This window comes from Paenibacillus sp. 22594, assembly GCF_052044425.1.
GTDB lineage: Bacteria > Bacillota > Bacilli > Paenibacillales > Paenibacillaceae > Paenibacillus_AQ.
In genome coordinates this window covers 56,453-80,058 of the sequence record NZ_JBQENA010000008.1, presented here as the reverse complement: position 1 = coordinate 80,058, position 23,606 = coordinate 56,453, and the positions used below count along the sequence as shown (strand labels likewise).

The 23,606-nt window shown below is 49.1% G+C and carries 26 protein-coding genes; 13 read left to right on the top strand and 13 right to left on the bottom strand.

Going from position 1 to position 23,606, the window contains the following annotated elements; all coding sequences use genetic code 11:
- Nucleotides 1-206: 206 nt before the first annotated feature.
- The 5 genes from ACTJKB_RS23225 to ACTJKB_RS23205 form a co-directional block, all read right to left on the bottom strand.
- Nucleotides 207-1,043: a metallophosphoesterase family protein gene (locus ACTJKB_RS23225; RefSeq protein ID WP_440836728.1), complete on the bottom strand. Its 837-nt coding sequence runs from the start codon at nucleotides 1,041-1,043 to the stop codon at nucleotides 207-209.
- Between the two features lie 101 nt (nucleotides 1,044-1,144).
- On the bottom strand, nucleotides 1,145-2,149 hold the full coding sequence (locus ACTJKB_RS23220) for an alpha/beta hydrolase family protein (RefSeq protein WP_440836727.1): 1,005 nt from the start codon (nucleotides 2,147-2,149) through the stop codon (nucleotides 1,145-1,147).
- Entirely contained in the window at nucleotides 2,149-2,820 is a 672-nt protein-coding gene (locus tag ACTJKB_RS23215; protein ID WP_440836726.1) for a GNAT family N-acetyltransferase, read from the bottom strand. Before ACTJKB_RS23215 ends, ACTJKB_RS23220 begins: the two co-directional genes overlap by 1 nt.
- Nucleotides 2,817-3,590, bottom strand: a complete 774-nt coding sequence (locus ACTJKB_RS23210; RefSeq protein ID WP_440836725.1) for a MerR family transcriptional regulator — start codon at nucleotides 3,588-3,590, stop codon at nucleotides 2,817-2,819. The genes ACTJKB_RS23215 and ACTJKB_RS23210 overlap by 4 nt, the downstream gene beginning before the upstream one ends.
- A 75-nt stretch (nucleotides 3,591-3,665) precedes the next feature.
- Nucleotides 3,666-4,082: a MarR family winged helix-turn-helix transcriptional regulator gene (locus ACTJKB_RS23205; protein ID WP_074087102.1), complete on the bottom strand. Its 417-nt coding sequence runs from the start codon at nucleotides 4,080-4,082 to the stop codon at nucleotides 3,666-3,668.
- A gap of 136 nt (nucleotides 4,083-4,218) precedes the next feature.
- Here ACTJKB_RS23205 and ACTJKB_RS23200 point away from each other — a divergent pair, with 136 nt between their 5' ends.
- The 3 genes from ACTJKB_RS23200 (at nucleotide 4,219) to ACTJKB_RS23190 (ending at nucleotide 5,929) form a co-directional block, all read left to right on the top strand.
- A complete protein-coding gene (locus ACTJKB_RS23200) occupies nucleotides 4,219-4,689 on the top strand; it encodes a DUF2798 domain-containing protein (protein ID WP_440836724.1) in 471 nt (156 codons plus the stop codon).
- A gap of 180 nt (nucleotides 4,690-4,869) precedes the next feature.
- Nucleotides 4,870-5,391 (top strand): phosphotransferase-like protein, encoded by a 522-nt coding sequence (locus ACTJKB_RS23195; protein ID WP_440836723.1) that lies wholly within the window; start codon nucleotides 4,870-4,872, stop codon nucleotides 5,389-5,391.
- Between the two features lie 73 nt (nucleotides 5,392-5,464).
- Nucleotides 5,465-5,929, top strand: coding sequence for a GNAT family N-acetyltransferase (locus ACTJKB_RS23190; protein WP_440836722.1), 465 nt, complete (start codon nucleotides 5,465-5,467; stop codon nucleotides 5,927-5,929).
- Nucleotides 5,930-6,037: 108 nt separating this feature from the next.
- Here the strand turns inward: ACTJKB_RS23190 and ACTJKB_RS23185 are convergent, their stop codons facing one another.
- The 4 genes from ACTJKB_RS23185 to ACTJKB_RS23170 all read right to left on the bottom strand — a co-directional run bounded on the left by ACTJKB_RS23185 (nucleotide 6,038) and on the right by ACTJKB_RS23170 (nucleotide 9,591).
- Nucleotides 6,038-7,006 (bottom strand): ROK family protein, encoded by a 969-nt coding sequence (locus ACTJKB_RS23185; RefSeq protein ID WP_440836721.1) that lies wholly within the window; start codon nucleotides 7,004-7,006, stop codon nucleotides 6,038-6,040.
- A 32-nt stretch (nucleotides 7,007-7,038) separates the two neighbouring features.
- A complete protein-coding gene (locus ACTJKB_RS23180) occupies nucleotides 7,039-8,226 on the bottom strand; it encodes an ROK family transcriptional regulator (RefSeq protein WP_440836720.1) in 1,188 nt (395 codons plus the stop codon).
- Nucleotides 8,227-8,348: 122 nt separating this feature from the next.
- The gene (locus ACTJKB_RS23175; RefSeq protein WP_440836719.1) at nucleotides 8,349-8,921 is read right to left on the bottom strand and encodes a TetR/AcrR family transcriptional regulator; all 573 of its coding nucleotides are present in this window, start codon (nucleotides 8,919-8,921) and stop codon (nucleotides 8,349-8,351) included.
- A gap of 49 nt (nucleotides 8,922-8,970) precedes the next feature.
- Complete coding sequence (locus tag ACTJKB_RS23170; protein WP_440836718.1) at nucleotides 8,971-9,591, bottom strand: GNAT family N-acetyltransferase; 621 nt, start codon at nucleotides 9,589-9,591, stop codon at nucleotides 8,971-8,973.
- A gap of 171 nt (nucleotides 9,592-9,762) precedes the next feature.
- Here ACTJKB_RS23170 and ACTJKB_RS23165 point away from each other — a divergent pair, with 171 nt between their 5' ends.
- The 6 genes from ACTJKB_RS23165 to ACTJKB_RS23140 all read left to right on the top strand — a co-directional run bounded on the left by ACTJKB_RS23165 (nucleotide 9,763) and on the right by ACTJKB_RS23140 (nucleotide 14,887).
- Nucleotides 9,763-10,167 (top strand): hypothetical protein, encoded by a 405-nt coding sequence (locus ACTJKB_RS23165; RefSeq protein ID WP_440836717.1) that lies wholly within the window; start codon nucleotides 9,763-9,765, stop codon nucleotides 10,165-10,167.
- A gap of 5 nt (nucleotides 10,168-10,172) precedes the next feature.
- Nucleotides 10,173-10,574, top strand: coding sequence for a hypothetical protein (locus ACTJKB_RS23160; RefSeq protein ID WP_440836716.1), 402 nt, complete (start codon nucleotides 10,173-10,175; stop codon nucleotides 10,572-10,574).
- 129 nt (nucleotides 10,575-10,703) lie between these two features.
- Complete coding sequence (locus ACTJKB_RS23155; RefSeq protein WP_440836715.1) at nucleotides 10,704-11,075, top strand: hypothetical protein; 372 nt, start codon at nucleotides 10,704-10,706, stop codon at nucleotides 11,073-11,075.
- A gap of 14 nt (nucleotides 11,076-11,089) precedes the next feature.
- Complete coding sequence (locus ACTJKB_RS23150) at nucleotides 11,090-12,325, top strand: exo-alpha-sialidase (protein ID WP_440836714.1); 1,236 nt, start codon at nucleotides 11,090-11,092, stop codon at nucleotides 12,323-12,325.
- Between the two features lie 116 nt (nucleotides 12,326-12,441).
- A complete protein-coding gene (locus ACTJKB_RS23145) occupies nucleotides 12,442-12,963 on the top strand; it encodes a DUF3231 family protein (RefSeq protein WP_440836713.1) in 522 nt (173 codons plus the stop codon).
- Nucleotides 12,964-13,147: 184 nt separating this feature from the next.
- Nucleotides 13,148-14,887, top strand: coding sequence for an alpha-glycosidase (locus tag ACTJKB_RS23140; protein WP_440836885.1), 1,740 nt, complete (start codon nucleotides 13,148-13,150; stop codon nucleotides 14,885-14,887).
- Here the strand turns inward: ACTJKB_RS23140 and ACTJKB_RS23135 are convergent.
- From ACTJKB_RS23135 to ACTJKB_RS23125, 3 genes are read right to left on the bottom strand one after another with little or no spacing between them, the layout of a single operon-like run.
- A complete protein-coding gene (locus ACTJKB_RS23135) occupies nucleotides 14,877-16,145 on the bottom strand; it encodes an erythromycin esterase family protein (RefSeq protein WP_440836712.1) in 1,269 nt (422 codons plus the stop codon). The genes ACTJKB_RS23140 and ACTJKB_RS23135 overlap by 11 nt on opposite strands.
- A gap of 26 nt (nucleotides 16,146-16,171) precedes the next feature.
- A complete protein-coding gene (locus ACTJKB_RS23130; RefSeq protein ID WP_440836711.1) occupies nucleotides 16,172-17,536 on the bottom strand; it encodes an LTA synthase family protein in 1,365 nt (454 codons plus the stop codon).
- Nucleotides 17,537-17,567: 31 nt separating this feature from the next.
- Nucleotides 17,568-18,845 (bottom strand): MFS transporter, encoded by a 1,278-nt coding sequence (locus ACTJKB_RS23125; protein ID WP_440836710.1) that lies wholly within the window; start codon nucleotides 18,843-18,845, stop codon nucleotides 17,568-17,570.
- 171 nt (nucleotides 18,846-19,016) lie between these two features.
- Here ACTJKB_RS23125 and ACTJKB_RS23120 point away from each other — a divergent pair, with 171 nt between their 5' ends.
- The 3 genes from ACTJKB_RS23120 to ACTJKB_RS23110 all read left to right on the top strand — a co-directional run bounded on the left by ACTJKB_RS23120 (nucleotide 19,017) and on the right by ACTJKB_RS23110 (nucleotide 21,202).
- Complete coding sequence (locus tag ACTJKB_RS23120) at nucleotides 19,017-19,871, top strand: manganese catalase family protein (protein ID WP_440836709.1); 855 nt, start codon at nucleotides 19,017-19,019, stop codon at nucleotides 19,869-19,871.
- 137 nt (nucleotides 19,872-20,008) lie between these two features.
- Nucleotides 20,009-20,455 (top strand): spore coat protein, encoded by a 447-nt coding sequence (locus ACTJKB_RS23115; protein WP_440836884.1) that lies wholly within the window; start codon nucleotides 20,009-20,011, stop codon nucleotides 20,453-20,455.
- Nucleotides 20,456-20,569: 114 nt separating this feature from the next.
- A complete protein-coding gene (locus ACTJKB_RS23110; protein WP_440836883.1) occupies nucleotides 20,570-21,202 on the top strand; it encodes a LysE family transporter in 633 nt (210 codons plus the stop codon).
- On the opposite strand, the gene ACTJKB_RS23105 is transcribed toward ACTJKB_RS23110, so the two are convergent.
- Entirely contained in the window at nucleotides 21,199-22,644 is a 1,446-nt protein-coding gene (locus ACTJKB_RS23105; RefSeq protein WP_440836708.1) for an amino acid permease, read from the bottom strand. The genes ACTJKB_RS23110 and ACTJKB_RS23105 overlap by 4 nt on opposite strands.
- A gap of 141 nt (nucleotides 22,645-22,785) precedes the next feature.
- Here ACTJKB_RS23105 and ACTJKB_RS23100 point away from each other — a divergent pair, with 141 nt between their 5' ends.
- Nucleotides 22,786-23,565 carry an AraC family transcriptional regulator gene (locus ACTJKB_RS23100; RefSeq protein ID WP_440836707.1) on the top strand — a complete coding sequence of 260 codons (780 nt, stop codon included), beginning with the start codon at nucleotides 22,786-22,788 and terminating at the stop codon, nucleotides 23,563-23,565.
- Nucleotides 23,566-23,606: the final 41 nt, after the last annotated feature.

Here is a 23,606-nt window from a genome sequence, read left to right as displayed (position 1 = left end):
AGAGTTTGAACGTAATACTCTTATTTTTCATAAATTCTCCTTGTACTTCAACTCTATTTATCTATTATACCTAATTGGTTTGTTCGCTATGTGTCCAAAAAAAAAAGCCCTTCAGAATCGTTTGAAGGACTTCATTCCACTATTTCGTACCTTTTCAGTAGCCTCGCCTAACCCAGGAACGTCTGCAACTTAAATATTATATTAGTCTACATCACTTTTACCCGAAAGGCTTCAACACTGACTTGATTCCCGTTCATCGTCAAGGCTGCATCGTAATATCCCCGGTCCCCGTTCGGCTTGCATTTATAATCCCCCGAGCATCCGCAGACAAAAAACTTGGTTGTGGCAAATCCAGGGTAGATATGGTCAAGCTTCCGGTAAAATAAATGTCCATGATGCGTAAAAATGGCAAGTACCCTGTCTCTTGCTTTTGGAGGGATGGCCATGAAAAACTTGCTGGTTTCCGACTGGCTCAGCACATGGCTCGGCTCCACAGTAATCCCGGCAATCTTCAAAGGCCAATGAAAATCAATCACATAAAAGTGCTTGTCATCCAGCTTCTTCAGCAGCGCCAGGCTCGCCGGACTGAACTGGCCTAACGCACAATCGAGCCACACGTACTTCACTTTGCCTTGCGTTCCCGGAAAGTTCATTTGTCCAGACACAGCACCCAAATATTTAGTGAATAACGGCCGGGTACTCGCCTCCCAATTGCCTATGGATGCTTTGTAAGGAATACTTCCAAGCGTGCTTAATACAGTGTTCTTGAAGTCCTTGTAATACTCATCTGCATGATTCCCATGATCTGCCCCCGCCTGGGCATTGTCGCCGCCGAATATCACAAACCCCGGTTTTACACCGCTCACCGCTTTCGGCAAAAGGTTCTTAAATATGGCGGAGCTGTTCCCATATCCCACATGACTGTCCCCGATCACCGCAAAGCGGATAACCTGGGCTTTGGCCGAGGGACCGGCTGTCCGCTTAACCGCAGTTCTGGAGGGAAGAATTCTTGCGGGGACCGGTGAAGCCTTCTTTTTCATCATGTCTCGCCTCTCTCGAATGGTTTAGTCAGATGTAATAGTATTTATATTCAATACTGAATTACATATCTTGGACATAGGAGAGGCTTTTTCAGGAGTTCTGATCAAGAAAGCTTCTGCAAAAAATCTACAATTTGCTCCATATAGCCTTTGACCGTGATTTGTCTTGGCGCGAACAGGCTGATCATCACGGCCCGCAGCCTGGAATCCGCCGTTCGGGTAGTCAGCATGGAGTGCTCTGTGCCGGGAAAGACCTTGACCGTGAGCAAGGATGGGCTCACCTCTCTGCGGTATACCTCCTCCGTTTCCTTCCAGTCTATATTCACATCCTCTTCTCCCAGCAGGAGGAGTACAGGAGAGTTGAAGTGCTGCAGATCGTCAGTCGCATCCGCACTGAAGTTCTTGCTCACGAAGGTCCAGCGGTCCCGGGACATCACATCCTCCTTATTCGCTGCTTTTACATATTCTTCATACGTTGCGTTCTTTGCCAAAAGCTCCTTGATTTGCTGTTCATACGCTACCTGAGCTGAAATTTCTTCCCCGGAATATCCATCCTTCGCCATTTGCATCCGCGTATTGTACTCCCCCTGGGTTAACCAGTTGATCGCTGGAGATACCAGAATACTGAAGGCAAGCGGCTCCTTCCCCGCAAGCTTCGGAATCACCCATCCAGCCTGGCTGGCTCCCCACACACCTATCCGTGAAGGATCAATCATCGGCTGTGTTCTCGCCCAGGCCAGCGCCTGGCGTGCTTCTTCCACGCGGTCATCCATGCTCTGACCGAGCCAATTCCCTGCTGATCCGTCAATGCCTCTCTTGTTCAGCGACAGCGAAGCATAGCCCTGTGCAGCAAGCCGCTCCCATAACGGCTTATATCCATCCTCGTGGGAAGCATTAATCGGCCCGTCACCGTGAATGAACAACACAAATCCCAGCTTACCGGAAGCGTTCTTCGGCAGGACAAGCGTACCGGTTAACTTGCCTTGGGGAGAAGCGATCTCGATGGACTGCTCCCTCATGTCGAAGCTGTTTTGCTGGAATACATACAACACCGCACCCGCACAGAGCAGCACACCAACCAGGAGTGATATTCCTATTTTTCTTTTCATTAGGACTCCTCCCCGGCTCTATTCTCTGTGGGATCGAGCGGCAAAATCATATAGTCCCATTCCCATTCACGAACAAGAACATACAGCAGCAGACGGTGCTGCTCTTCTTGCGTACAGAAGGAAAATTGTTCATACAGCCGCTTGGCACCTGCATTGCTCCCGGAGACATGGAGGCTCAAGAAGGTCCATTGCGGCTGACAAACCGCATGAGCCTGCGCCCATTGCAGCAGCAGCTTGCCTGTCCCCTTCCCGCGATGCAGCGGATGGACAGACAGATCGGCAATATAGCATTCTCCGTCTTGCGGCTCATGGCTCAAAACGTGTAACGCGGTCAACAGCTTGAACACCTTCCATCTCCCGAACCGGGCCAGTTCCCGCATCTCTGAAAATCTTGCAGGGGGATGCGCTGCCGCAATATCAACGCCTGCACCCGGTTTCCACTTGAGGCACAGCGTTCCAATCACCGTTTCTTCATGAATGGCTACCACACGTTGACTTGACTGTTCTCCCGGAAAGGCATCCAGCAGCTCTTCGAACAAGAGAGCCAGATCGCCCTCCCCCATCCGGGTTAAGGGAGAAAACTTGCCGCTGAACGCGTGCACAAGAAGTTGGCTGACCTGCCGGTTGTACTTGGCCTGCATCGGTTCAATAGTGAAGGAGGATTTAATCATGCGGATACCATCCGCTGCAGCAGCTCGTAATGAAGCTTATCCTGACTGAACAGGGAGAGATACGATTTCTCAATGAGGATCAGAGGTCCCGCGGAAATATAGGCATGCTCTGCCGCATATTCGCCAAACCGGACGATCTGTTGAGCCAGTTCCTCCTCCCGGGACACCAGAAACGGGGAGCACAGATACTCTCCTGCAGCCAACACCAGGTCTACCGTTTCCGTGGCTTCCGTGACTTCTGTGCAAAGTACAGCGGAACCGGTGCCTTCATACACATAATGAATGTCTGCTTCAAACAGGTTAAGGGCAGGCTTGGCATACTCCGCAAGCTGTCTTGCCTGTAGGGCAGACTGTGCGTTAAGCTCGAACCACCGCCTCAAATTTACGGATTCCCGCCGCACTACCCGGTAAGCCGTGGTGTCCTGGCTGAAGTCATCGTGCTCATGCAGTACCTTGCCAATAAACTGCTGAAGCTGCTGAAGCCGGAGAATCTCGGATTGCGTGTCTTCCAAAGAGTTCTGAAGCAACTGCCGGACCTCCTCCGGCCCAAAGTCTGTCATACATGCCTTGACCGCCTGGACCGGCAGCCCCAGCTTCCGCAGCAGCATAATATGGGCCAGCTGATAAATCTGGTCGATGCTATACCTCCGGTACTGGTTGTCGTCAGTATAAGAAGGCAGAAGTACACCCTTTTCTTCAAAATAGCGGATCTGATGCACCGACACATTCATAAGCTTGGCTAGTTCACTGATGGTGATCTCACTCTTCATTAACTTCACTCCTACCGTTCTGGATATCTGTAAAGATACACCTTAGGTCAGACCTAAGGTCAAGAGTGGAACATCCTACAGCCATTCCTCCGTCAAAAGCTTCTTTAGCAGTTCAACCTGCTCCTGCCCTAATCGATCTATGATCTGCCGCTCCATCTCTACCTTAATCTCCAGCATACTCCGGCATGCCTCAGACCCTTTTCCAGTTAGAGTGATATGCTTGTCCCGGGCGTTGCCAACGACCTGGGCGATCTTGACATATTCTTCGGCAAGCAGGCCGTTGATGCATTTCTGTGCACCCTGCCGGGAAATATGGATTAACCTGCTAATTTCTGAAATAGACAACAAGCTATGCAATTCAAGCATGGCCAATATATGAGTTTCGGTCTTATTAAGCGGGTAGCTGCTCCGCCCGTTCACCTCTTCCCGCAAAGCCTTATGCTTTTCGCTGATTAAGTCAATTAAATTCAGGTTTTGTATATAATCCTTCATCTGTCGGGCCTCCAAATATACAGGTGATTTAAGTGTATCACTTTCAGGATGTTCTTTGTCAACCTGGTTGACGATTAATTTGGGGTCTGTTACTATGATCGCAGTCACAAAATTATATTTCAAGGGAGTTTGGGCAATGGGAAAGAATAAAAAAGAGGCTTTGATCTTTACGGCAATCATGTGTACGTTAATGGTGCTCTTCATGAGCATTTATAATGTAGTTCTCTCTACTGGCTGGACCAGCAGCGTCATTGCGGAGGTAGCCATCGGCTTTGTACCCGCATTAATTGTCGGCCTGTTCATGGATGTGGTGGTAGTCAGCAGAATAGCCAAAGGAATCGCGTTCAAGCTCGTCAAACCGACAGATCCAACCATCAAAAAGGTACTTACCATCTCCTTCTTCATGGTCTGCGGCATGGTGCTGTGCATGTCCTTATACGGCACCCTGGCACACTACGGACTTAGCGGCAACTTCTTCGCCCATTACTTTTCAACGGTGGGACTCAATTTCATCTGCGCGCTGCCCCTTCAGCTCATTGTAGTCGGTCCGCTCACCCGGTTCCTGTTCATGCGGATTTTCCCGGTGCCGGCTCATGCGGCTGCATAACCTATATTTCCAACGCCAAAAAGCAGAGATCATCCATTCATTGGATAATCTCTGCTTTTTGTTTATTACGTTCCGATTCAACAACGGGAGGATAGTTCAATTATAGTTGTTTTATATTTCCAGCGAAACTTTTTTAAATGTTAATATGGAATTAATTGAACTGATAAGGAGTTTTAAAGGATGAACAAAGGTAGAATCGTATTTTTAAATGGCGTTACGAGTTCTGGAAAAACATCAATAGTAGATGCTTTGCAGTTAAAATCGAACGAATTTTTTTATGTTGTTGCCAATGACCTTTTTGAAGAAATGATAGGCGAACGTTATCTTCGTGAAGATTACTGGAAGTATTTAAGTGAAGTAATTATTATGATGTATCATACAGCCAAATTATTTTCTGACCATGGTAAAAATGTACTTATTGATGGTATTCTGGTAGAAAGACCTGAGTTGAAACCCCATTATGAAAAAGTGAAGAATATATATTCTGGGTACCCATTATACATAGTTGAAGTGTTTTGCCCTTTAGACATTTGTCGTCAGAGAAATATTTCACGGGGAAATAGAACCGAAGACCAATCGGACTGGCAACACAAAATCATGGCAAAAGATATCCAGTATAATTGTACGGTCAACACACATTTAAATACTTCCGAAGAATGCGCAGATTTGATTTTAAAAAATATATATGAAGATGAAGTATGAATTACTCTACTCAGGGCGGCATATTCGTCTAACGGGGAACGATAGTTCTCATTGAAACGAGGAGGAATACATTTTGCAAATCATAACTGAACGACTAATCATCACTGCTTTTAACCAGGAAAATTACAAGAAGGTATCTGAAACGTATTCTATAAGAAAGCATATCGTCAATTATTTGGATAACCTTAAGGAAGACCCTGAATTGTTGGGCTGGGGCGTGTGGTTTGTAACTTTAGCTGATCATAACCAAGTTATTGGCGACATTGGATTTAAAGGAAAGCCTGATGATCAAGGCATTGTAGAAGTTGGGTATGGTTTTATTCCGGAAATGCATAACAAGGGGATCGCTACAGAGTCGGTTAGAGCAATTATTGAATGGGCATTATTATCAAAAAAAGCAAAAAAAATCGTGGCAGAGTGTCATTTAGATAACATTCCTTCTATTAAAGTTCTGGAGAAATTGAAGATGACAAGAACCGGAATGGAGAACGGAATGATTAACTGGGAATTACAACATGATCACCATCGTGGATCTTAGAAGAAACGTATCTTCAATAAAACAGCGGCAGTCAGGGACTTCATTTGTCGTCCCTGACTGCCGCTGTTTCTTTTATTAGGGGCTACCTATTTGCAGGAAGAATTCCTCCTATTTACCTGCCAGTCTGCTCCTGACCGCTGCCGCAGCTCCGATGGCTCCAGCTTGATTGCCTAAGACCGCCTGCCTGATGATTACAGGTTGATGCGGAGCATAACGGCTGACACGGTCTGTAATCTCCTGGACATAACCAGCATTCTTCTCCACTACCCCGCCGCCGAGAATGATTAGATGAAGGTCAAGAGTGATCGTTATATTCTTAATGACAACCGCCATCTGCTCATAAGACTTGTTCAAAATCTGCACAGCGGCTGCATCCTCCTGTTCCGCTGCTGCAAATACATGCTCCGCCCGGACCGGTCCGCTTCCCGCGATTTGCCGGATCAGGGAGAACCGGCTGTCCTCAAGCAGATAATCGGCGGCCTTCTGGCCAATCCCTGTACCGGACACAGCCATTTCAAAAGGCCCGAATTCACTGTTCTCCGAATCGGCAGAAACAAGGTCAGCTTCCGGTTCAAGAATTAAGTAACCAATCTCACCGGCCGAAAATCCGGCCCCCCGGTACAGCTGCCCGTTCAAAAACATAGCTCCGCCAATTCCCGTTCCTACTGTAATCATCATAAAATGTTCAGAGCCGGCGGCGGCTCCGGCAGCATGCTCTCCAAGCGCCGCCATATTCACATCGTTATCAAGCACAATAGTCCCCGGATAATGGTCTGCGATGACCGGACGGATATCTATGGCAGGCCAATTCAGTGCAGGGGCACTGGATAGAATCCCCGTGGATTCATTCATCACCCCGGGAAACCCGATACCAATTCCGCTCAGCGAAGAAAGCCCGCCCCCGTTCTGCACACAAAACTGCTCCAATTCATCAAACAACCAGGCGAAGAACAACCGGGGATCACGCGTAAGTTGTGTCTCAAGCTTACGCTGCGCCAGGATATTCCCTTCTTCGTCAACCAGGCATAACAGCGTTTTGGTTCCGCCCACATCGATTCCGGCACTATGAATGTTCATTCCAGCATACCTCCAGATTCTATTGATTATGTCTAAAGCGTCCATTCTTCACGGAGGCGGCGAAAGGCAGCTTGTACCGCAATTTGAATGGCTCCGGTAACGACATCCCTCTCCCGGTGGCATGAGACTGCCAGGTGCGGGTTGCGATCCAGCCCTGTTAACCGGGCTTCCAGCCGGTGTAGCAATACGTCTCCGTTGCTGCCAAGTCCTCCACCTAAAACAATTGAATCCGGAGCGATTACAGCGCAAATATTGGTTAATGCCTCTGCCAGGATTCCACTATACGCGTCCATTACGGACTGTGCCACAGGGTCACCCTTTCTGACCTCTTCGAACAATCTCTCGGCAGAGATTCCGGGTTCAGAACTGAAGTAATCCGGCTTCTTGTCCTGCTCCCCTGTTATAGCGGAGGTAAGCTTTTGAAGTCCCTGGGCAGAAAGAACATCCTCCAGCCTCCCGGCACTGAGCCTCATATTGGCTAATTCCCCTGCTCCTCCGCCCAGGCCGCGGTAGATTGCACCATCAATAATGATGCCTCCCCCGGTTCCCTCGCCTAACGAGAAGTATAAGAGTGAGCCCCCTCCTCCGGCATCGCCGGTTAAGGAATACTCCGCGAGTGCCGCCAGATTCACATCATTTTCAGTGATAACGGGGACGGGAAGAAGCCGGGTTAAGTTGGCAAGCTCCAATGTAGTTTCGAGGCCCTTCAGCGGTGAAACCAGCCTAGACACTTCACCGCCAGCAGGGTCCACGACCCCGGGAATTCCGATCGCGGCAGCCATAATCTTGTCCCATGCGACACCGTATTCCTTAAGCAGCCCTTCCAGGCTTTGAACTAAAAAGGTCTGGAACTCTGTAGCCGTCAGGCTTCCTTCAGGCATTGCCAGCTGTTGGTACTGGACAATCTGCCCTCCCATATCAGCCAGCGCCATCCTGATCCGTGTAGCCCCCAGATCAACGCCAGCCACATAAAAGCAATGGGTATTGAATTCAAGCCAGGTTGCTTTTCTCCCCTGGGAGTTGTCGGCCCTGCCCGTCTCCCTGACCAGTCCACGCCCGATGAGATGAGTTATGGCTGAGGATACGGTTGGTTTGCTTAACCCGGTCTGACGGCTGAGATCGGCCCGTGATTGCGGTCCCCCGCCTATAATCTCATCCAGAATCAGCAATTCATTCAGATTGCGCATGGTTCGCGGCGTACCTGCAGATTGGTTTTTCATTGTTCATCCTTTTTGATATAGTTAGTTAATTTTATTAACTAACTATACCTGCTGGCCCTATATTTTTCTAGCCCCCAAGAAAAGTATTTATTTCTCTTAGCTCCCTGGGGGCTTAGGTTCTTCTATTCTTTCACCAATCCCTCTCTCATCAAGCCATATAGAACAATATCACTCATCGCCTTGATGCCGGACTCGAAGCTAACCGGATGATTGGCAATAAACTCATAATCGAGCAGCTTTCTCAGGGTTTCATTCAGCATGAGCTTGAGAATGACCGTGTCCACCTTCCGCAGCTCCTGATGATTCATTCCTTCCTGCACCAGCTCAATGACACCATCCCAAATCGTATCCAGGTGATGGTTCACCTTCTCGTAGAGCCGGGGATAATAACGCTGAAGGTCATCCATATGCCGGATAATAGTACCAATCGAATAAGCATCAGGTATGTTCTGAAAATAGAGCCTGATTTTCTCCTGAACAGAAAGCTCTGCATTTTCCAGGATGTCCGTATCTGATTGGGTAATTTCCGTAAACACAAAATCTATGGTTTTCTCTATCATTTCATCCTTACTTGAAAAATAGGCATATACGGTACGTTTACTCGTACCCAGCTCTCTGGCCAGGTCCTCTGTCGTAAACCTCGTGCCTTTGGCGCCAAAACATTTTAAAATTTTTAAATATACGTTATTGTCCATGCCCTTGCCCGTCCACCCTTCCTCTAGCTTCCCGTTACTACCTTAACACTTAGGTAAGGATACGCGGAAGGGGTTTTACCATACGATATAAATAATACGGTTTTTTCTCTATCGTATCCGCGATCTGGTATCCCAGCCGCTCATATAGCTTGATGGCCCGGAAATTCTCTTGCTTGACGGTCAGGGAGCATTTCCCGTAGTTGCTCAATCTGGCTTTTCCCTCTGCAAAATGAATTAATTTCGAACCGATTCCGTATCCCCGGCCTTCCGGCAAGGTAGCCAATGCTCCGATGTGATATTCATCCGCTCTTCCCTCATTCAGGCTCACCATAGACCACAAATCCTGCAAATGCAGCAGCGAATGCTTGATGAGCTTCCATTTCCGCATTTTGATTAGCTCCCGGACCGTGGGCCACACCAGCTTATCCATCACCGATACCGGGTAGCAGGTAATCATCCCCATGGTTCTGTCATCCAGTCTTGCCTCAAAAGCATATTGATGGCTGAAACGGTTTTTTCCGAGACCCCATAATTGTTGTAATGTGCTCTCAATTAATGTTTGATCTATCGTTCCGACCAGCGGATAAGCCATATAATCCAGTGCCATACCCATCAGTCTGCCTCCGGACGCCGATTTGGGGTTGCCATTCATAATTGTAATGTTATCCATAATAAAAGCTCCTTTCGATTTTACTATTTCGGTACTTAAATAGTTTTTATAGTACCAAGATACGTTAACCCCTGCCCCTTGTCAAATAACGCCTGTATCACGTCCAATCATTCACACACCAACATACATATTTTATAAATAGACCAAATCTATTACAAGGAGCTGAGTACCGTGGCCCAGATTCTCGATTTCAGTAAAAGTGTTGCCGCCAGCTTCAGCCAGTCGATCTCGATCCCCATTCTTGGAACGCCTTCAAGCAATACGCTCGCTCAATTCGGTTTGGCAACAGGGCAGGGAGGCAATGTGTGGCTGAGCGCGTCAGTCGGTGTCCAGAATACGATGGGAAGTCCGGATTTGCTGTTCACAATTTCACGGGGAAGCACGGCGGTGTTTACGATTACGGCGAGTGCGCTGAATATCAATCAATATGATCCGATCAGCTTCTCTTTTGTGGACAGTAACTTGACCGCTGGCTATTTCGCCTATACCCTTACCGTTTCGCAGATGAATTCCGCTGTTCTGAACAGTGCAAATCTGGTAGGTCCCGTGTTATTTTCGGGCCTTTCCCTGGTGTGACTGCCATGACACAAATTATTGATCTGGGTAAAAGCATCCCGTCCAGCTTCTCTCAGTCCACCTCTTTATCTATATTAGCTTTGCCAAGCAGCCTCATTCTTGGACAATTCGGGTTGAATGTTGCCACAGGAGGATCGGTTCAGCTTGAAGCCACTATCGGTCTGCAGAGCACCGGCATTAATTCCCCGGATGTTATCTTCACTATCGTACGCAATGCGGTGCAGATCAGCACCTTCCGGTCCAGCGGTACAGCTGTGAATGCCTTTGATGCAGTGAAATTATCTTATGTGGACTCCGGGCTGACTTCGGGTTACTACGCTTATGCAATAACCGCGTCTTCTGTATCGGGCGGAAATATCCCCAACGTCATCGGACCTATTGTATTTGCAGGCTTATCCATAATCTAGGCGGGGTACAGCAGAGAGAGAATTCTTCTCCTCTGTACCTATACATATTTCGGGATGATTTGCATAGGACAAATACAAAGCAGCATATTTTCTTAACAGTCGTTAATCAGGCCGGAAGGAGTTCATGCGATGCCCTTCACAACGGGAGCGGTATATAATCCCCCAACAGGCTCCACCCATTTGGACCGGATTCAAATCTCCTGCTTAAACGATTCCACTATTTCCCCCATTAATCTCACGCTGCAGGTATTCCATTTTCGGGGAGCCAATTCCACACGTGTGGCTGTAGGAGAGGCACTTTTCCAGCTGGACCCCCAGCAGCTTGTGATCCAAACCTTCTCCGTAAGTCTAGCCAATTATTATGAGGTTCAGATTAATTTCTTTAGTGCGGTAAACACGGTTATTAATATCTTTGCACTCGATGTTAACGGAAACGTGCTGGATCGGATCCTGCAGTCTGAGCTTACATACTTTGACCGTTTATCGATTATTACCCCCTAAAATGAGGTGATCCATTGGCTAACGTGAACATTACTGCTGCCTTACCGGGCAACCATATTGAACCCTCCATAGCCGTAAATACGCTGGACCCCAATATTCTGTGTGTGGTAGCGGTGGAAGACAGTACGGGTACTGCATTAACCGGTTTTTACCGATCGATCGACGGGGGATTAACCTGGTCAAGCTCTGTATTGCCGCAAGCTCCGGGGTACATGAGTGCAGAAGCGCCTACGATCGATTATACGTTCCCCAACACCTTTATCGTAGCGGTTCACTTTTTTAATGAATTCCGGGATGGAACCATTGCGACCTACACCTCTTTTGACAACGGGCTTACCTTTAATCCTCCTGTCCTTGTGCAGCAAGGATATGGCTTATACGTACATAACGATGAACCTTTCATCGCTGTTGACCGCTCTCCCTCCAGCCCATACCGGGGAAATGCTTATGTAGGGTATACACCCATTTATGATCTTTCCCAGAACTCGGCCATTTTTTTTCAGCGTTCTCTGGATCAGGGACTCAGCTGGGAGAGCCCCCAGCGTATATCGGATCCCCGGGGGGAACTTGACCGTGCCGCTCTAGCCGTTGGACTCGCCGGAGAACTATATGTAGGGTACATTCAGACCCGGTCCAACCTTCCCACTTATGCGCTGATTCGGGTGTCCCTGGACGGCGGGCTCACCTTCAACCCTCCGGTTACCCGGGGAGCCACATTCATAGCCAATACGGTGCCTGTACCCAGCCCCTTGCCTGTGCCGAATTATGCTTTTCGTGTACAGACCAACCTGAGTTTGGGGACCGACATTTCCGCCGGACAGTTCGGGGGGTTTGTGTATGCGGTCTGGAATGATTTCCGTCTGGGCTATGCGGATATCTTCTTTTCCCGTTCACCGGACGGGTTGTTGTGGTCCACGCCCGTCAACATCACAGGAGCACCGGCAGGCTCACAGAACTTCTCCCCTTCCATTACCGTCTCCCCCTCGAACGGAACCATACGGGTGATTTATTACACCAACCGGGTGAACGGATTTCTATTGGATGTTTTTGTCGCCGAATCTTTCAATGCCGGCGTCTCCTTCGCCAATCGGCGGATATCCGATGTTTCCACCAATCCAAACGGTAATTCTCCCACGCCTGTTCCTCTGATTGGCGACTATATCACTGCAGCTACCAAATTCCCTGATACACTGGCTGCGGTCTGGAACGATTCGAGATTGGGCAAGCAGGATATCATTTATGGAAATTGAGAACTTCACACGAATTTGCGCGTTAATTTGTGGGATCCAGGACATACTATGCCAGTAAGCAGAGACGGAACTACCGTCTTTTGAAAGAAAAATAAAAGGTATAAAGGAGTATGTGTATGTCAGGGATATTAGGCGGAAATTCAAAAGATGAACCTATGCATTACGGAGAAATCTATGGTGTATGGCAAGCTTCAATAGTTGCAAAGGGATCTATCTCCTGTTACCGTGCATACCTGAATCACGCAGGCGACCATGATCTGAAGAAAGTCCTTGGCGCACTGATTGATCAGGCTGAACTGGAAATAAGCGAATGCGATAAACTATTGACAGACAACGGTATTGGCACTGCTCCGGCACTGCCTGACAGACCACAGGTCAAGCTCGAAGACATTCCTGTGGGAGCAAGGTTTACAGACCCCGAAATTTCAGCCAAAATTGCAGCGGACGTCGCCACTTCATTGGTAGCCTGCAGCCAAGTAATGGGACAAAGTATTCGTGAGGATATTGGGGCTTTATTCGCCAAGTATCACATGACCAAGGCAGCCCTTGGTGTTAAAATTCTGAAGATGTCTAAAGAAAAAGGCTGGCTTATTCCTCCGCCGCTACAAGTGAAAAGACATGAAACCGTAAACGCCTAACAGCAGTAGCCCTTTTTATCCGAACCGGATAGAGAGGGCTTTTTAATTTCACACTTGTAAATTCTCCGCAAAAGAAAGGCTTAATTTCCAATCTGGCGGCTACAATATACATATTCAAATGATTGGGAGGTCTTTTGTGAAGAACAAGGATTGTATTGTGAATTCTGCGGCAGAGCATAAACCTATTCATCTGGAAGGCCTGCATCATGTCCCTCATAGCAACTGGGCATACCTCTATAACAATGACACCTTCCATTTGCGCGTCCGGACCCAGAAGGAGAATGTAGAGCAGGTCTTTGCCCTTACGGGCGACAAATATGATTGGAAGAACTATCATCATGAGCACAGGATGCAAAAGATAGCAGCCGACCAGCTTTTTGATTATTGGGAAACGGCTGTAAAACCCGAAAACAAGCGCTTCTCTTATGCCTTTCGCTTTCAAGCCGGAGAGGAGACCGTCTGGATGACGGAAGCAGGAATCTTCACCAGGCAGCCTGAACCGCCGGAAGGATACTTCGAAAGACCTTATATCCATGAAGTGGATCTGTTTAAGGCTCCGGAATGGGCCAAGTCTGCCGTATTCTATCAGATCATGCCCGACCGGTTCGCCAATGGCGACCCCGGAAATGATCCCGTGAGTATTTCGGCATGGGGAGATGCGCCTACTGTTGAAAGCTTCTTCGGAGGAGATCTTCAAGGAATCATAGACCATCTGGATCATTTGGCTGAGCTGGGGATCACTGCTATATATCTGACCCCAATCTTTGAAGCTCCGAGTAACCATAAATATAATACAACCGATTACAGGAAGGTGGACCCGAATTTTGGTGACCTTGCGGTACTGAAGAATCTGGTCCAAAGCGCTCATGCCCGGCATATCCGTGTTGTGCTTGACGCCGTGTTTAATCATATCAGTGCACAGTCGCCCCAGTTTCAGGATGTGATCGAACATGGACCACACTCCCCCTATGCCGGCTGGTTCCACATTCATGAGTTTCCTGTGAAGGTAACCCATGGGAAGCCCAACTATGAGGCGTTTGGTTTTTTTGCTGAGATGCCCAAGCTGAATACGGCAAATCCTGAGGCCCGGAAATATCTGCTGGATACTGCTGCGTATTGGATGAACGAAGTAGCTATTGACGGCTGGAGACTGGATGTGGCCAACGAAGTTGACCATACCTTCTGGAGGAACTTCCGCAGGCTTGTTAAAACCATCAATCCCGACGCTTTTATCATTGGAGAGGTATGGAGTGATTCTATGCGCTGGCTGCACGGAGATCAATTCGATTCGGTCATGAACTATCCGCTTGCAAGGCGTTTGATTGAATATCTGAATAACGGTGACATTGACGCTCAACGCTTCGGAGCCCAGATTAGCAACCTCCTGATGCGTTACCCGCAGCAAGCCAATGAGGTATTGTTCAACCTGCTCGCGAGTCACGATACTCCGCGGATTCTCACGCAGCTGGGCGGGGATGCAAGAAAGCTTAAGCTTGCTGCAGCCCTCCTGTTCACTTTTACCGGCACTCCCTGCATCTTGTATGGCGATGAAATCGGTCTTGAGGGGACTGGTGATCCGGATTGCCGCAAATGCATGATCTGGGAAAAAGAGTTCCAGAACCGGGAGCTGTTCGAGTGCTACCGGTTTCTGATCCGGCTGCGCGGAACGTTCCCGGCTTTGCAGACAGGCCGTTTCCATGTCCTGAAGGCAGATCCGGGGGAACGTGCTTTTGTATATGAACGTATGGATGAGCATGCACATTTCGTGATTTCACTGAACCCTTCGGACCAGCTTGTTTCCCTGTCCCTTCCGCTGGAAGGACACTTTCAGGATGTAACAAATGAGGAACCGGTGATTTCAACAGGGGGCAGCTTGCAGCTCCATCTTGATCCGTTCAGTTACCAAGTTCTGATCAAGAGGTAAAAGCAGCCCCCGTCTGAACCGGAGACAGCGCGTGGGTATGATCGAGATAAATAAAAGCGTTGTAGCGCTTCGAAAGAATGGAAGGTACGTAATTGCCCCGCTCTCGTTCCGGATGGTAGACCACACCAATAGCCCGGTGTCCGATAACCTTCTGATCTAGTACGGTCTCTCCCTGGCTGAACAGGAGCAGCTTGTCTTCTGCCCCATCCCGGTGCAGCAGCTCCTCCCAGCTGTTCTTCAGCGCTGGCGGAACCTGCATTTCCTCCGCTGGAGCTCCCCAGGCTCTCCCGGCAATTACCGTCCCCCGGTACGTCCCGAAGCCTACGGCATATACGGTGCTTCCATATTTTTCACGCAGCAGTTGGCCCACATTGACCATTTGGTCTTCAGCCATATCCGTTGCCCGGGCATCACCAATATGAGTGTTATGCTCCCACACCACTACCCGGGCGCCCTCACCATGGAACTCCATCAGCTTCTCCAGGGCTGCCACCATGTGGCGGTCCCGGATGTTCCAGGAATCGGAGTCATGACGTATCATCGTCCGGTAATAGGATTCCGCCCCCTGTACAGTCATCGCATTGAGCTCCGCGCTTAATGCATTCTCGCGGTCAGCCGGATGGGCCTGCTTCCACTCATCCTGAAGTTTGCTTAACAGCGAAACAACCTCCTCCTCGCAGCCCTCTCCATATAAAGACGCTGATATCCCATACGACTGCCCCTCCCTGCCATAAGGTTCAAAGCATTCAAAAGCATGTATAGCCGCTTCCAGGTCCGGGCTGCCTTTGGAAGCGAGGTATTTCAGGATTTCATCCATCGATTCCCAAAGACTATACATATCTATGCCGTAAAAGCCAACCTTCTCTGAATCCGGCCGCTCTTGATTATAGCTGCGCAGCCATTCCGCCAATTCCAGAATTTCGCGGTTTGCCCACATCCAGGAGGGCCAGCGGGTATAATCGCTGAGAGCCGCCCTTGCATGGTCTGCCGCATCCGGATACCCTTTGATATAGCGGTTAAGCGTGTAGCAGGATGGCCAGTCCCCTTCTACCGCGATGAACCGGAAGCCTTCTTCTGCGATAAGACGTTTGGTCAGCCCGGCACGAACGCTGTAGAACTCTGAGGTGCCATGCGATGCTTCTCCGAGCAGAACATAACTTGCGCTTTTGGCCTCAGCGATCAGACTGTCATACGATTCATCGCTGCCCAAAGGCTGTGCGAGCTTCCGTATGGATTGCATAAGGGTTAAATCATTCATTCGCCGTCACTCCTCCAGTTGTAATTTCATTTTTGGGTTCCATTAGTTCCGGTTTCCTCGACTCCTGCCCGGACAGGCAGCTGCCTCACATAGCTGTCCGACTGTTTCATCCGCTCCATAATATGGTCATAGTCTGCCTTGTAGGGAGTGATATCTTCGATACGCTTAAGCGTTCTGATGGAAGTCGCTTTCCCATCCTTGAAGCCTTCCTTACCAGGAACAAAGAGCACCTCATCATTAAAAAACGAGCCTGTGGGCAAATAATAGCGCATGCCGATAATATTATGGTCTGTATTGACCAGATCCTGCCCAAAAGCCGTAAACCCTTCCGCCTTCAGATCAATGCCCATGATATTGGCTACTGTCGGAAGAATGTCGGTCTGGCCTCCGGTCTGGTCTATGATTCTCCCGCTGAGCTGTCCCGGCAGGTGAATCAACAGCGGCACATTAAAGGTGCTAATGTGCTTATGGTAGGGAATGTTCAGGGCATCGCTGATCTTTTGAGGATTATACTTTTTCTTATTGAGTCCGAAATGGTCCCCGTATACAACAACTACGCTGTTATTCCACAATCCGGTTTGTTTAAGCTTATGGATGAAGGTCCCAAGGGCATAGTCAGCATAATGGATGGCCGTAAGATAATCCCCTAGCGTCTTGCCGTCTAATGCCGCATTCAGCTTCAGACGTTTCCTGTCTTCCGGGATCCTGTAAGGAGAGTGGCTGGAGACGGTAACCAACTGGGCATAGAACGTTTGATGCTTCAGCGCCAAAGCGTTCAGCTTGTTGAAGGCTACGCGGTAGAGCTCCTCGTCCGAGGCCCCGAAACGGTTAAACTTCTCTTTGTGAAAATAGGGCTGGTCATAATAGGTGTCGAAGCCCAGTGCCGGGTACAACTGGTTCCGGTCCCAAAAGCTCACATCGTTCACATGAAACGTATTCGCGGTATATCCCCGCTTATGCAGCAATCTGGCCAGACTGGGAAACTTCCGGTTCCCATATTTCGATGACATGGGTGTTCCCCCCACCGGATAGATGGAGGTATTGGCGGCAAACTCTGCATCCGACGTATTTCCACGGCCAATTTGCTGAAACAGATAGGGAAAATATAAGCTTTCAGACGCCAGTTCATTCAGTACAGGAGTCAGAGGCTGGTCTTGAACAGATTGATTCAGCAAGAAGTTCTGGAAGGACTCCAGCTGAATGATAATGAGATTATGTCCTTTTCCCGCTCCAAAATAGGCTCTGGGGCCGTCTGCACTCCGCATGGCAGCAAGCTGCTCCAGACCGGATTCAGACTGGACCCTCTTGTAGGAATGCCATAGAATAAGTACAACACTTACAAGAAATACTGTCCCCAGTAAAGTTGCTTTCCGGATAGAGAACTTTCCCAATTGATTCGTCTCTCCTCTCCTTCCTGATCAGTTACCGTGCTCGCTGGCGTTGCCATGGATTCTTCATGCCTCTCCCGGATTTGAAAGGATTATTGTCCTTAGGGTTTCCGCCTTCACTGGGCTTCACTGCGAATAATGTCAGCAGCCCCCCCACGGCCCCGACAGCTGCCATCGTTCCGAACAGTACCCAGTGTCCTCTGGTCATTAGAAGGGAAACAACGGGTGGACCCAGAGCGACCCCGATGAAGCGCATACTGCTGTACAGAGACGTAATGGTCCCCCGGTTCTCCTTTTCGATACTCTCCGTAATCAAAGCGTCCATGCAGGGCAAAGCCACGCCAATGCCGATACCGCTGAGACTCAGGAATCCGACCATGAAATAAATATTGCTGTTGAACCCTGTGATGACCATGGCTGCTGTCAGCAGGACCATGCCTCCGAATCCCAGCCATTTCATCCGCAGCTTGTTCTGGCCGATAATCTTACCACTTCCGTAAGAAGCCAGACAGAGCAGGGCCAGTGGAATCGCCAGAACGAAGCCCTTGGCGGAGCCGTGAAGGTTGTACTTGGCCTCCAGGGTTTCCGATAAGTAGAACAACACTCCAAACGTTACGAACATGCAAATCCCGCCGATGGCAAAAATCGAATATAACCAGCGACCTTTTTCATGCAGGATCTCCTTGATTCCTTTTAAGAACTGTCCCAGCGCTTTTTTCTCCGCCTGCCCTTCAGATTTCGGCTCCTTCACGAGCAATATCATTAGGACAAAGGCTACCAGACATAGAATCGGGATCGCAATAAATGGAGCGTACCAAAGTACCGTTCCCAGATAAGCGCCCAGAATGGGACTAAGCACTTTGCCGAAGGTATTCGAGGTCTCCACGACACCCAAGCCTCTGCTGACTTCTTTCTCATCCTTGAACAAATCCCCGACAAAAGGAATAACGATCGGGAAGGCTCCGGCAGCTCCGATCCCCTGGATAAAGCGCCCGCCCAGAATAACCCAGTATGCAGTGGCCCCCTCCAAAAACCATGCGGCAGCAACACAGCCAGCCCCGCCCAGAGCAGCAATGATTAAGCTTGGCAGAATAACCTTTTTACGCCCAAATCGGTCGGATAAGTACCCCGCAATCGGGATCATCAGGATAGCTATTAGTCCGTAAACGGTGATAATCATACTGACCTGAAAAGCGCTGACCCCCAGCTCGCCAGAAATTTGCGGCAGAATAGGCAGCAGCATGGAGTTGCCTAATGTCATGATCAGCGGGATGGAAGCGAGTGCAACCAGAGCCCCTTTCTTTCCCTTCATGGTAGAACCACCTTTGTAGTTATTCACATGTTGATATTGTGGTTTCTTGCAGAGGAATTCATACACTTTGTTTCCTACGGAAATTTATAACTCTGTGGCAAGATGCAGAATAAACATGCGGTCTCAGGGGAAGATACCTCACAAGAAAATTACTTTTAAGGGGGTTTCCATTTGTATTTTTACAAAGAAGGTCTGATCAATAATATTGAGGTAGATAAGCCCGATCCGGCTGCAGCCAAGGTACTCCAAGAAATTCTGGGCGGTCATTACGGAGAAATGCGCACTATGATGCAGTATTTTTTTCAGAGCAGTAATTTCCGCGGTGCAGAACTTCAGTTCCGGGACTTGCTCCGGGGCGTGTTCCTGGAGGAAATTGCCCATGTTGAGCTGGTGCAGCACACCATTAATCAATTACTGAACGGCTCAGGAGCCAATGAGGCCGGTAACGGCGGTACAGATAGTGCTCCTCTGAACGAAGCCGTAAAACATGCCAATCCGCATCATTATATTGTAGGTGCCCAAGCTTCCCTGCCTGTTGACGCAGCGGGTAATCCATGGCTTGGCAATTACGTATACAGCCACGGGAACCTGATTGCTGATCTGCTGAATAATGTCGTACTGGAATCCACAGGTGTGCTGCAGAAAACACGGATATATGAGATGAGCTCGAACAAAACCTTCCGTGAAACCCTCGCTTTCCTGATTGTCCGGGATAATGCCCACCAAAATGCGTTCGCCAAAGCGCTGGAAACGCTGGGTGTCAACTGGGGATCTCTCTTCCCTATTCCGAACTACGACATCAACAAATACCCGGAGTGCCGAAAATTTGTGGACCTCGGATATCATAACGCGCAATTTAATTTCAGTATGGAACCTAACCGGATGGGTGAGATCTTTCAGGGAAGCTCTCCAAGCCGCAACAAAGGGACGCTTGAAGTGGTGCCTCCTCCTGTTGGATTTCCAGTGCCGATGATGCCGGAATTGGCGAATGAGCACAGTCCCGGACTACATGATTTAAATCGTTAGTATAGATTATCACCAAGTTTAGAGTCACACTCTACCCAGTCCTGAATAGGCTAACGCATACCGCTTAGGAGGGATTGGGATTGTATACTTACGAGACACATAACCAGCAACACCAGCATTTGGCATGGCATGAAACCATGGAGCTGCACGAATTAACAGCTTTCCAGAGCAACCAGCTGATGCACTTTAAAATGATGATAGGCGATGTGCAAGACCCGGGGCTGCATACTCTTTATCTTGAGGCCATCCAGGGTGTAGAGCAGAATTTAAGAGAGCTGCTGCAATACTATCCGCTTGCTCCCCAAGGAACCCGGAACAGTCCCAAGGATATGGATTTGACTGCATTCTATGCAGGACAGCTGCTGGGATTTGCCAAGACCGCCGTACGCAGTTATGCGATCGGAATTACCGAAACAGCCACGCCACAGCTAAGAGCCACTCTGCAAAAGCAACTGAATGCATGTATCGCACTGCATGGCAAGGTCTTCTACTTTATGCTGGAACGCGGCCTGTATCCCTCCTATGATCTCCCCAAACTGCTTTCCAATGATGTGGCTACGGCAAACAAGGCCTTGTCCTTGTAACAGCAGCAGCCTCAAAAAGGCCCCCGGTTTTTTCGGCGGGCCTTCATTTGTTGTCCTATAACCACTCCTTACAGAATATGCTAGCTACAGAATAGTATAAGGAGGGCGGGCACTATTAATGTATTCATAGGTTATATCTTTTTGGGGCTGTCGCTTTCAGCACCGATTGGACCGATTAATGCTGCACAACTGGACAAGGGTATCCGGGGAGGCTTTATGCATTCCTGGTTTGTCGGGCTTGGGGCCATAAGTGCAGATATCATTTACATGCTTCTGGTCTATTTCGGTATTATCCATCTGCTCGATGCTCCATTTGTCAAAGCGTTTTTATGGTTGTTTGGATTTTTTGTGCTGGTATACACAGGTGTGGAGAGCATCAAAAATGCAGGCATCATCGAAGCCTCCGAAATGAGAAGCAGCGAGGCCTCCCTTTCCAAATCTTTTCTGGCCGGATTCCTGATGTCTTTATTCAATCCGCTCTCCATCCTGTTCTGGCTGGGCATTTACGGCTCTATCCTGGCAAAAGCCGCCAGCGAGTATCCGATGCATCAGCTGCTGATGTACAGCAGTGCCATTGTACTGGGAATTCTGCTCTGGGATGTATCCATGGCGGCAGCGTCCAGTGTTTTCCGTAAATTGCTGACTGCCCGCGTGCTTAAGGCGATCTCAGTGCTGTCGGGACTTTCGCTGGTCGGCTTTGGTTTTTATTTTGGGGTACAAGCCATGCGGCTGCTGTTTTTTCATTAAAGCTTGCTTTTGCGCATACGCATGCGGATCCCTTTAATCTTGAACTGCAGGCCTCCATCCAGTCTCTGAAACTCGTCTTCCAGTTTCTCCGGAGGACGGTGTCCGGAGGAAGGGGCCTCTCTCTTCTTGCGTACCTTATGCACGATAAGATCACTTGCCGCGATCAGGGCCACCAGCAGCAGACTGATGTAGAAGCCGGGCCGGCTAAGCTTATGGAAAAGTGTACCGGTCACAGCTGCACCAATAAGCACCAGACCTGTCCAGCGCTTAAATCCGCTTAACTTCGCAGCTTGGAGCAGCTTCCCTGATGACAGCAGAATAAAAGCCCAGTTGTACAAAAGCATTAATCCGGCAGCTGTAGTGATGTATTCATATACCTTCCCCGGCAGCAGCAGGGACATCACTATCGCTGCGATTAGTCCTACGGAGATCAGACACATGGCCAGCAAAGGATATTTACCCTTTAACTTCCGCGAAAAAAGCTGTGGCGCATCCCCTTCCTGCGCAAGGGTAAGCATCATTGATGTCACCGCATAGAGCGAAGCGGTCATGGTCGAGAACCCGGCGATAATCAACACACCATTGAACAGATGCGGTATAAAAGCCAGATGATCACTGGCCAAGGCAAGCACAAACGGACTTTCCTTTGGATTAAAGGCACTCAAAGGCACCATGGTCACTGCGAGGCCAATCGATACAACATATACCGCAGTTAACAGCAGCAGCATCACTTTCCCTGCTTTTGGCGCCTCTTCGGGCTTGTTCAGCCGATAGGACATGATTCCCAGCACCTCAATACCGCCATAAGCATAGAAAGCAAAGATAAAAGCAGACCACAGGCCAATGCCCCCGGCCGGAAACAATGCTGTATACGTAAGCGGAAGTTTAGGTGTATATTTACCGCCCCCGATCCATCCCGCCAGTAAAGCTGCTGCCAGCACCATAAACATCAGAATGGCGGCCACCTTGATGACAGCCAGCACATTTTCAACACGGTCAAAGCCCTTATTTCCAAAGAAAACAATCAGCAGACCCGTTAAACCAAAACCTGCAGCAAAGATCCACATCGGCACGTCCGGAAACCAGAACCGGGCAAAGATCGACAAGGCCGTAAGTTGACTCCCCATGATCAGCAGCTCCGAGAACCAGTATACCCAGCCGCTGGCAAAACCCGCCCAGCTTCCAAAGGCTTTTTTGGCATAGGAACGGAATGATCCTTGCTCCGGATGATCTGCCGTCATGCGTGATAACGCATCAAAGACTACATAAGTTCCGGCAGCAGCAAGAATGTAAGCCAGTAAAACCGCGGGCCCTCCTATGGAGATTGCCAGACCGGAACCCAGGAAGTAACCGGTACCAATGGTACCCGCAACGCCGAGCAGGCTCAGCTGCCACCATTTCAGTTTTTTGTCGTCTTTTGCATTGCCGGAAGCTTTGTCCAAATGAATTCAGTCCTCACCTGTTTGGAATTTTGAGACGCATACCGTCTTTAGGCTACCCACACCTTTTCAATTTCATTAGGCGGACAGGCATTTATCATTCCAAACCATGATGCTATGATGTACGGAGGAGGAATAGCACTAATGGACATTAGCAAATATGAGAACCTTGTTCCGAAGGTCTTTCTGTTCGTTGACCGCAAATGCTTCCCGGACTGGGAGATTGGCCGCAGCCTAATTGATTTTCATGATCTTACATTCATTCTGGAAGGCCAGGCAGATTATTATATCAACGGAGAGAAATTCACTGTAAAAGCGGGCGACATGCTCTATGCACCTCCCGGCAGCATCCGGGAAGCCCGAACCTGTAAGGAATATCCGATGCATTCCTATGCCTTTAATTTTTTCTGGGAAGGCCCGGATAATCAAATCCAGCTTCCTTTTGAGACAGTAACCAGGAACTGGAGGACCAAAGAGATCCTGGAGGATATCAGAGAATTCTCGCATGTGTGGATGGGCAAGCAGCCTTTGTACCGGATGAAAAGCCGGGCCATCTTCCAGCTGATCATATACCGGCTGCTCAGCATAGCCCACCATCATCAGACGCCAATTCTTGATCCGAGAGTACATAAAATAATGGCCTATATCATGGATCACTATGCCGAGGATGTGACGATTGCAGATTTGGCCCAGGGGGTCGGCCTGAATCCTGTCTACCTGGGCAAGCTGTTCAAGCAGAACACGGGCTTAACCTGCAAAGAATTTATGAACAAGGTGCGGGTGAATAACGCGGAGATGATTTTGTCGGCAGGCGGTTTTAATGTGTCGGAAGTCGCGGAGCATTGCGGGTATCATGATGTCGCTTATTTCAGCAATGTATTCAAGAACATCAAGGGCTATCCTCCGTCATCCGCCTTGAAATAACGGAGGACCCCGGGCGGGCAGGGTATCCTCCCATGGCCCCG